7 protein-coding genes are annotated in these 7541 nt (G+C 72.6%); 4 read left to right on the forward strand and 3 right to left on the reverse strand.

What is annotated here, in order from left to right; all coding sequences use genetic code 11:
- Positions 1-108: 108 nt before the first annotated feature.
- Positions 109-690: a GNAT family N-acetyltransferase gene (locus tag MXD95_RS14330; protein ID WP_250641108.1), complete on the forward strand. Its 582-nt coding sequence runs from the start codon at positions 109-111 to the stop codon at positions 688-690.
- A 15-nt stretch (positions 691-705) separates the two neighbouring features.
- Here the strand turns inward: MXD95_RS14330 and MXD95_RS14335 are convergent, their stop codons facing one another.
- The 3 genes from MXD95_RS14335 to MXD95_RS14345 form a co-directional block, all read right to left on the reverse strand.
- Positions 706-1419 carry a response regulator gene (locus MXD95_RS14335; RefSeq protein ID WP_250641109.1) on the reverse strand — a complete coding sequence of 238 codons (714 nt, stop codon included), beginning with the start codon at positions 1417-1419 and terminating at the stop codon, positions 706-708.
- A 147-nt stretch (positions 1420-1566) separates the two neighbouring features.
- Complete coding sequence (hpf, locus tag MXD95_RS14340; RefSeq protein WP_250641110.1) at positions 1567-2391, reverse strand: ribosome hibernation-promoting factor, HPF/YfiA family; 825 nt, start codon at positions 2389-2391, stop codon at positions 1567-1569.
- 381 nt (positions 2392-2772) lie between these two features.
- On the reverse strand, positions 2773-3645 hold the full coding sequence (locus tag MXD95_RS14345) for a ComF family protein (protein WP_250641111.1): 873 nt from the start codon (positions 3643-3645) through the stop codon (positions 2773-2775).
- A 914-nt stretch (positions 3646-4559) separates the two neighbouring features.
- Between MXD95_RS14345 and MXD95_RS14350 the strand changes: the two genes are divergently transcribed.
- The 3 genes from MXD95_RS14350 to MXD95_RS14360 all read left to right on the forward strand — a co-directional run.
- Positions 4560-5285 carry a hypothetical protein gene (locus tag MXD95_RS14350; RefSeq protein ID WP_250641112.1) on the forward strand — a complete coding sequence of 242 codons (726 nt, stop codon included), beginning with the start codon at positions 4560-4562 and terminating at the stop codon, positions 5283-5285.
- A 14-nt stretch (positions 5286-5299) separates the two neighbouring features.
- Positions 5300-6067, forward strand: coding sequence for a DUF4129 domain-containing protein (locus MXD95_RS14355; RefSeq protein ID WP_250641113.1), 768 nt, complete (start codon positions 5300-5302; stop codon positions 6065-6067).
- Positions 6064-7541: DUF4350 domain-containing protein (locus MXD95_RS14360; RefSeq protein WP_250641114.1), on the forward strand; the 1478-nt coding region annotated here is incomplete at its 3' end. The genes MXD95_RS14355 and MXD95_RS14360, both read left to right, overlap by 4 nt.

Consider the following 7541-nt stretch of genomic DNA (forward strand, 5'->3'; position numbering starts at 1 on the left):
TGCCGTCTCCCGGTCGCCGCCGACTCCGAGGGCTGGCAGCCACCACGCGCCGCGAAGCTGGGGGCACCGCGCCGTGGAGCCACCAGCGCCGCGCCGTAGAACTGTGGCATGCCGTCTCTCGAACCCGCGGAGATCACCGCCGGCCGCCTGCACCTGCGCCCGTGGCGGCCCTACGACGTCGACGCCGTCCACCTGGCCTGCCAGGATCCGCAGATCGCGCTGTGGAACCGCCTGCCGCAGCCCTACCAGCGCGCCGACGCCGAGTCCTTCGTGCTCCGCGCCGCCCCCGCAGCCTGGGCCGAGGGCACCGGCACACCGTTCGCGGTGGTCGACGCGACGACGGAACAGCTACTCGCGTCGATCGCGCTCATCGACATCTCCGTCTCCGGGGAGGCCGAGATCGGCTACTGGTGCGCGGCGCAGGCCCGCGGCCAGGGGGTGATCTCCCAGGCAGTGACGACTGTCACCAGGTGGGGCTTCGGGGCGCTCGGCCTCGCACGCATCGAATGGCGCGCCGCAGTCGGCAACGACGCCTCCCTCCGGGTGGCGCAGCGCACCGGGTTCACGGTGGAGGGGACGCTGCGCCAAGCACTGATCTTGGGCGACGGGCGGCGGGTCGACTGCTGGATCGGTTCACGTCTGCCGACCGATCCGCCGCCGACCGCCCTCCCGCCGCGCGAGCCACGGTGAGAACACCGCTCGAGATCACGTGATCTCGAGCAGCTTCTCCCGGACCGCATACACCACTGCCTCCATCCTGGAGTGCAGCTGCAGCTTCTCCAGAATGTTACGAATGTGGTTTTTGACCGTGTTCTCGCTGATGAAAAGCTGCTTGGCGATGTCGCGGTTGTTCATCCCCTTGGCGACGAGCCGCAGCACCTCCATCTCCCGCTCCGTGAGCCGCGGGGTGGGAAGCTGCGGCCGATCATCCTTGTTCTTGATCATTGCCGCGAACTCGCTGAGCAGTTTTGAGGCCATCGACGGGCTGATCAGACTCTGCCCGCCGTACACCGCGCGGATGTCGGCGGCCACCTCGTCGATCGAGATCTCTTTCAGCAGGTAGCCCATGGCCCCAGCCTTGATCGCGTCGTAGAGGTCCGCCTCCTCGTCACTGATCGTCAACATGACGATCTTCGCGCTGGGCACCGCCTCCTTGATGGCGCTTGTCGCGTCGATCCCACCGCGGCGCGGCATCCGGACATCCATGAGGACGATGTCCGGCGCAGTCTCCTTGGCCATCGTGACGGCCTCACTGCCGTCGGCGGCCTCACCGACGACCTCGATGTCGACCTCCTGGCCCAGCACCATCTCGAGACCACGACGAAACAGTGCGTGGTCGTCGACGATGAGCACCCGGATGGGGTTCGCCTCCGATGGTGTCGGCAGCACCTCCTCGGAGCGCTGCTCCTCCACCGTCATCTGACCTCCCTAGGACCATCCTGACCCCGACCCGTGCCGCTGCCCGCTCGGCCGCGTGTGGCAGAGCGGAGTAGCGGCACGGTCGTGCACTTCGACACCCGAGGCAGATGGTCCCACGTCAGCCAGTCGACGTGACCCGCAGATCGTCTAAAGAGCGGCGGAGCCCGCGTAGGCACCCCGTTCCCGTGCCCCCTGCCCGGCCCGTCCGTCGGGATCCGCGAGGGCCGACTCGAGCCCACCCAGCCCGGTCAGGCGGATAACCCCGTAGTCATAGCCCACCCTCCGGTAGACCACGCTTGGCAGGCCAGAGTCGGAGTCGAGGAACAGGTAGAAGTCATGCCCGACGAGCTCCATGTTCGACAGGGCGTCCTCCAGGCTCATCGGGTCGGCCTCGTGGGTCTTCTCCCGCACGACCAGGGGGGCCTGTTCGGGCGACTCCGCCCGGTCGGCCTGCTGACGGACCGCGACCGCCTCCTCGACGGACGCCGCCACCACCGGCCGCGACGCCGTCCCAGCCGACGCCACCGCGTTCGCCGAGCGATCCACGCCCGGCCGCTGATCGTCATCGGCGTGGAGCGTGTCCGGGGGAAGCGCGCCCTCCAGCGGCATGAGGCTTTCCAACGGCACGGAGCTGATGCCGGCTGGCTTGCTGCCCGCGTGGTTGGCATGATGGCGGACCCGCCGGTCGGCAGCCCGGCGCAGCCGCTCCGCAAGCTTGTTCGCAGCCAGGTCAAGCGCGGCGTAGCAGTCATCGGCAGCGGCCTCGGCCCGGATCACCGGGCCCCGCGAGTACACGGTGAGCTCCACCCGGTCGCAGACGTCGGCGAGGCGCGGGTTGCGCTCCTTCGACAGCTCGACGTCCACCCGGATGATGTGGGAGTTCAACCGCTCCAGCTTGGCGAGCTTGGCCTCGACATGCTTGCGGAACCGATCCGGAACCGCCGTGTGCCTGCCCTTGACCACGATGTCCACGCGATCCACCTCCCGTTCGTGTGACCGGCCACGCGGCTGGCGGAGTAAGCCCGGCCGCGCGCCGGTGATCTCACTGCTCCCGCCCGTCCTTCCAGGCCTGCTCCCGCATCTGCCCGAAACGATCGACGGACGCCCTGCTCACGGTTGCCGCACCCTCCCGTCATACCGGTCTTCGGCGGGTTGCCCGCATTCGGCTCCTTCCCCGCTGCGCCTGCCCTACTCCGAACGTGCGCCCAGCATCTGGACGACTGGCGCGGGGCTCGCACCCACGGATGTGCGGACTGACGCTGGCCGGCGGTCTGGTCTCCCACGACGGTGGCCCTCGCCGCCCGACCTGAGCGTCCCGTACCCGAGGGCCCGGACAAGCGCGTAACGGTAGTCTCACCCCGGCGGTCCCTGCCGGCCGGGCAAAGCGACTCTTCCGCGCGTCGCCTCCGTGTGGCCGCCGTGCGTCGCCTCCACCCGGCCGCCGGGCGCCTGCGTGGCCGCCACCACCGCGGCCACCCAGGGCCGCACAGCGGCCGCGCGCAGCGCCCGCGCCGCCTCCCCGACGGTCGCGCCGGTTGTCACCACGTCGTCGACGACCACCACGCGCAGGGCGTGCGCCGGCCCGGTCAGCTCCGCCGCGTCCCGCGGATCGCGCAGCGCGAAGGCACCCGCGAGGTTCGCCATCCGGTCCGCCGCGCCCAGACCTGCCTGGTCGGCCGTGCGGCGCACCGGGCGCAGCACCGGGGCCAGACGCACCCGGTAGCCGTTGCGACGCAGCACCACGGCCGCCGCGACACACAACACTCGGACATGATCGAACCCACGCCGCCGACGGGCTGCCGAGGCCGAGGGCACCGGGACGAGCACGAGCACCGGCCCCGCACGAGCCGCCGAGGCCGATCGCACCGAAGCCGCGCTCCCCCATGCCGACCCCCCGGGCGGGGCGGTGGCGCGAGCAATCACCCGGGCCAGCGCGGCGCCCAGCGGAGCGGCGAGGCCCACCCGCCGACGTTCCTTGTAGGCCAACAGCAGCGACCGCACCTGGCCGCCATAGCGGGCCGCCGCCAGACAGGGCGGCAGCCCTCGCCGCCGCGGGGTGGCCAGAGAGCCCGCGGCGGCGAGGATCACGGGACCATGCAACTGCGCCACACACGCCGGGCAGGCCGAGTAACCCCGGTCACCACAGCCGGCGCACGCCTGCGGCAGAACAAGATCCGCAAGAATGGAAAGCCCTTGGGACAGCGTGGGCGGGAGCAGACAGGTCACGTCGAGAAGAATCAGCCTGCCCTCGGGCGATCGCCAACCCCGTCCTGCGATCTGTGGATATCGACCGGCGGCCGGCCGGCGCCTGTGGACAAACGAACGTCCCGCACACTCCCGAGCGGAGAGCATCCGGCCTACCCCGATTTCCCTCCACAGCCGGCACGTCAGAGCTGCGGCGAGCCGCCCATATCTGGGACGATCGATGCGAGACGGATCATCCGGCGTCCACCAGGGCGGTAGACCGATACCTCATGGAGCACCATCGAGCGGCCGAACCGGCCAGGCCGGGCGCCCCCGCAGGCCTGACGTCGTCGGTATGCCCGCGGTGGACCCGAGAATCCTGACCGGGACGCAGGCTCCGGGGCCGCGGTCCGGTGGCCGAGCCGGGCCGGGCCGGGCCGGGCCGGGCCGGGCGACGGTGCGGGGATGAAGGGACGACGCCGGCCGGCAGGCTCCGGCGGCGCGGTCCACCGACGGGTCCGGCTGGCGCAGGGACGGGGCTGGCTGAGGGACCGGCGAGCCGTGCGGGCTGACGGGCGACCTCCAGGATGAAGACGACGAGTGGAGACACAGCGATGGCAGAAGGACCGGGCTGGGCCGCACCCGGCGCGCCACCACCCGGTGAGGCCGGCACCGGCGGTCCACAGTGGGGGCAGCAGCCGCCCCCCGGCTGGTCCGGGGGACCCGGCCAGCCGGCACCGCCGCACTGGCCAGGGGGTCCGCCGCCCGCGGCTCCACCGCCCGGGGCAATACCGCCCGGAGGAATGCCGCCAGGGCCACCAGGGCCACCAGGGCCATGGCGGTGGAGTGCCGCGGCGCCCAAGCCGGGGATCATCCCTCTGCGCCCCCTGGCGCTCGGAGAGATCCTGGACGGTACCTTCGCCGCCGTCCGGGCGGACCCGGGTGCCACGATCGGGGTGACGCTGGCCGCGGCCGCGGTGGTGGAGACGATCTCAACACTGATCACCATCGGTACCGAAGACGCCTCGACCACGGCCGGGCTGCTCGGCACCGCGGCATCCCTCGCACTCGAGTTCATACTGCGCCTGTTCCTGTCCGGAATCCTCAGCATCGTGGTGAGCGAGGCGACGCTGGGCAGCCGGATCGGGCCGGCCGACGCCGTACGGCGGGTCGCTCCCCGTCTGGGCGGGCTGTTCGTCCTGACGGTGGCCGTCACCCTGGCGGTGTTGCTCGGGCTGGTCGCGCTGCTCGTCGGCGCGGTCGTGGTGGGGGTGTACCTGAGCCTCGCGACCCCGGCCTACGTGCTCGAGGGCGGCGGGGTGGGGCACGCGCTACGCAGATCGGTGGCGATCGTGCGTGGCTCATGGTGGCGGACGTTCGGCATCCTGCTGCTCGCGGCGTTGGTGTCGCTGATGCTCAGCGCGGTGTTCGCCATCGCCACCGCGATCGTGCTGGCAGCGGCGCCGGGTGTGTTCGGCGATGTCCTCGACGGTGACCTCACCACGGCCGGCCATATCGTCGAGGGCTTTGGCAACCTGGCGGCCACGACGGTGTCGACGCCGATCATTGCCGGCGCCGTCGTACTGCTCTACGTCGATCTTCGTATCCGGCGTGAGGGGCTGGACGTCACGCTCGCCGAGGCGGCTCGCCAGCGTGCCGGGCAGGCGGGGCCACGCGGATGATCCTCGCCAGTCCGATGTCCCCGCGCAGCCCGGCCTCCCTTGCCAGCCCGGTGTCCCTTGCCAGCCCGGCGTCCCTCGGTGGCCCGGTGACTCGCGACGGAGCACGGGCAGAGGCGCACCGGGAGCTGTCCCGCGAGATCTACCACCGTGACGGCGCGCACTGGTGGAGCCGCATACTCGGCTGGATCGGCGACCGGGTCGTGGATCTGTGGTCCTGGTTGTTCCCGCATGGAGGCCCGGGGAACAGCGGCGCGCCGGGGCTCGGCGCACTCTTCCTGGTGATCGCAGCCCTGATCATCATGGTCGCGCTGCGGTGGTGGCTGGGTCCGGTACGCCGCACCGCCCGCCACAGCAGGGCGGCTTCGGACGATCTGTCCAGCCCGTTGACCGCCAGCAGGCTGCGGGCCGAGGCCGACCAGCAGGCTGCCGCCGGGCAGTACGCGCTGGCCGTGCGTTCCCGGCTGCGGGCGATCGTGCGCATGCTGGAGGACCGGGGCGTTCTCGACCCGCGCCCGGGGCGCACCGCGGGCGAACTGGTCGCGGAGGTCGCCCGCGCACTCGGTGGCCGACCCGCTGCCACCGGGTTCGACAGCACGCGGACGGATCCGCTGGCAGCGCTCACCGCCGCGGCCGAGATCTTCAGCGAGACCTGGTACGGCGGCCGCCCGGGCACAGCCTCGGAATACCAGGAACTCGTCGACGCCGATGAGACACTCTCGCGGCTACGCGGCGGCTACCAGCAGCGCGGCGACCCGCCGGCCAGGCCCGCGGTGCCCGCATGACGGCCGGCGCCGCCCAGACCCTGGCCCGGGAGAGCACCGCAGGCCGGGGGCGAACCAGCCCCACAGCTGTGCGTACCGGGCCGCGTCCGCCCGCGGTGCGACGCGGACTGGCGGTCAGCGCGGTCGTCGCGGCGCTGGTGCTCGTGTTCCTCCTGCTGGCCGTGTTCACGGCCGGGACGTCCGGCGGGGAACCCCTCGACATCCGGTCGGCGAAGCCGCAGGGCGCTCGCGCACTGGCCGAGATCCTACGGGCACGGGGTGTGTCGATCATTGCCACGCAGAGCCCGTCGATGGGAGTTCAGCCCACCGAAGCAGCGAGCACCATCGTCGTTCTCCAGCCCGGACGACTCGATCGCGACACGCTCACTGGCCTGCTCGGCCAGGTCTGGCAGGGCTCGGACGTGGTGCTCGTCGATGCCGATGGCGCGGTGCTCGACGCCCTTGACGTGGGGGTCCACCCGGCGGACGACGACCCCGGCGGTGACGCTGACCCCGGCTGCGCTCTGCCCGAGGCTACTGTTGCGGGAACCGTCCCGTTCGAGGGAGCGCGGGCCTACGCTCCCGTGGCCAGGGCCACCGGCAGCGCTGGCGGTTCCCCCGGCCCGGACAGTGGACGCGGCGACATGCGGGTCGTCCTCTGTTACGGCGATTCTCCCCAGGCCGCGCGGCTGGCGGTGCTCACCCCCGATCGCCGCAGTGCCGTGACCGGCGGAACGCCGAGAAGCGGATCGCCGGGCGGCGATGCGTCCCAGGCGGCGCCGGCCGGTCGGCTGGTGCTGCTCGGCTCGGCGGACTTCCTCACCAATCACAGGCTGGACCGCGAGGGCAGCGCGGCGCTGGCGCTCGGGTTACTGGCCCGCCATCCCACCCTGATCTGGCTCACCCCGGCGGCCGACGGCCATGACGGGGTGGATCGCCGCGGTGCCGTCTCGCTGGTGCCGCTCGGCGTGCGGTGGGCAGTGCTCCAGATCGCGGTGGTACTCATCCTGCTCGCGCTGTGGCGCGGACGGCGGCTGGGACCCCCCGTGCCCGAACCACTTCCGGTCCTGGTCCGGGCGGCCGAGTCGGTCGAGGGGCACGGACGTCTCTACGCCTCCGCACGGGCCCGTGACCGGGCCGCCGACGCGCTGCGTGCCGGCGGCCGCCTCCGGCTGGCCGAGCGCATCGGACTGCCGTTACGGACTGGGCCGGCTGGGACGCCCGAGCCGGACCCGGTGGCCCTCGTGGCCTCCGTCGCCGAGCAGACCGGTCGGTCACCGTCGGAAATCGGATCGCTCCTGTACGGTTCGGGCATGCCGCCGCCGCTCGACACCCGGCCTGGTCCGCTCGGGCGGGCCGTCGACCATGCTCGGTCTCGCGGCCTGCCGCCCGAGCCGCTGGCCTGGTCGAATCCCAGTGGTGGGGGGGGGGGGGGGGGGGGGGGGGGGGGGGGGGGGGGGGGGGGGGGGGGGGGGGGGGGGGGGGGGGGGGGGGG

The organism is Frankia sp. AiPa1 (assembly GCF_023243075.1).
GTDB lineage: Bacteria > Actinomycetota > Actinomycetes > Frankiales > Frankiaceae > Frankia.

Coding starts and splice junctions, on each gene's coding strand:
- MXD95_RS14330 (WP_250641108.1), top strand. CDS start 109: ATGCCGTCTCTCGAACCCGCGGAGATCACCGCCGGCCGCCTGCACCTG.
- MXD95_RS14355 (WP_250641113.1), top strand. CDS start 5,300: ATGTCCCCGCGCAGCCCGGCCTCCCTTGCCAGCCCGGTGTCCCTTGCC.
- MXD95_RS14335 (WP_250641109.1), bottom strand. CDS start 1,419: ATGACGGTGGAGGAGCAGCGCTCCGAGGAGGTGCTGCCGACACCATCG.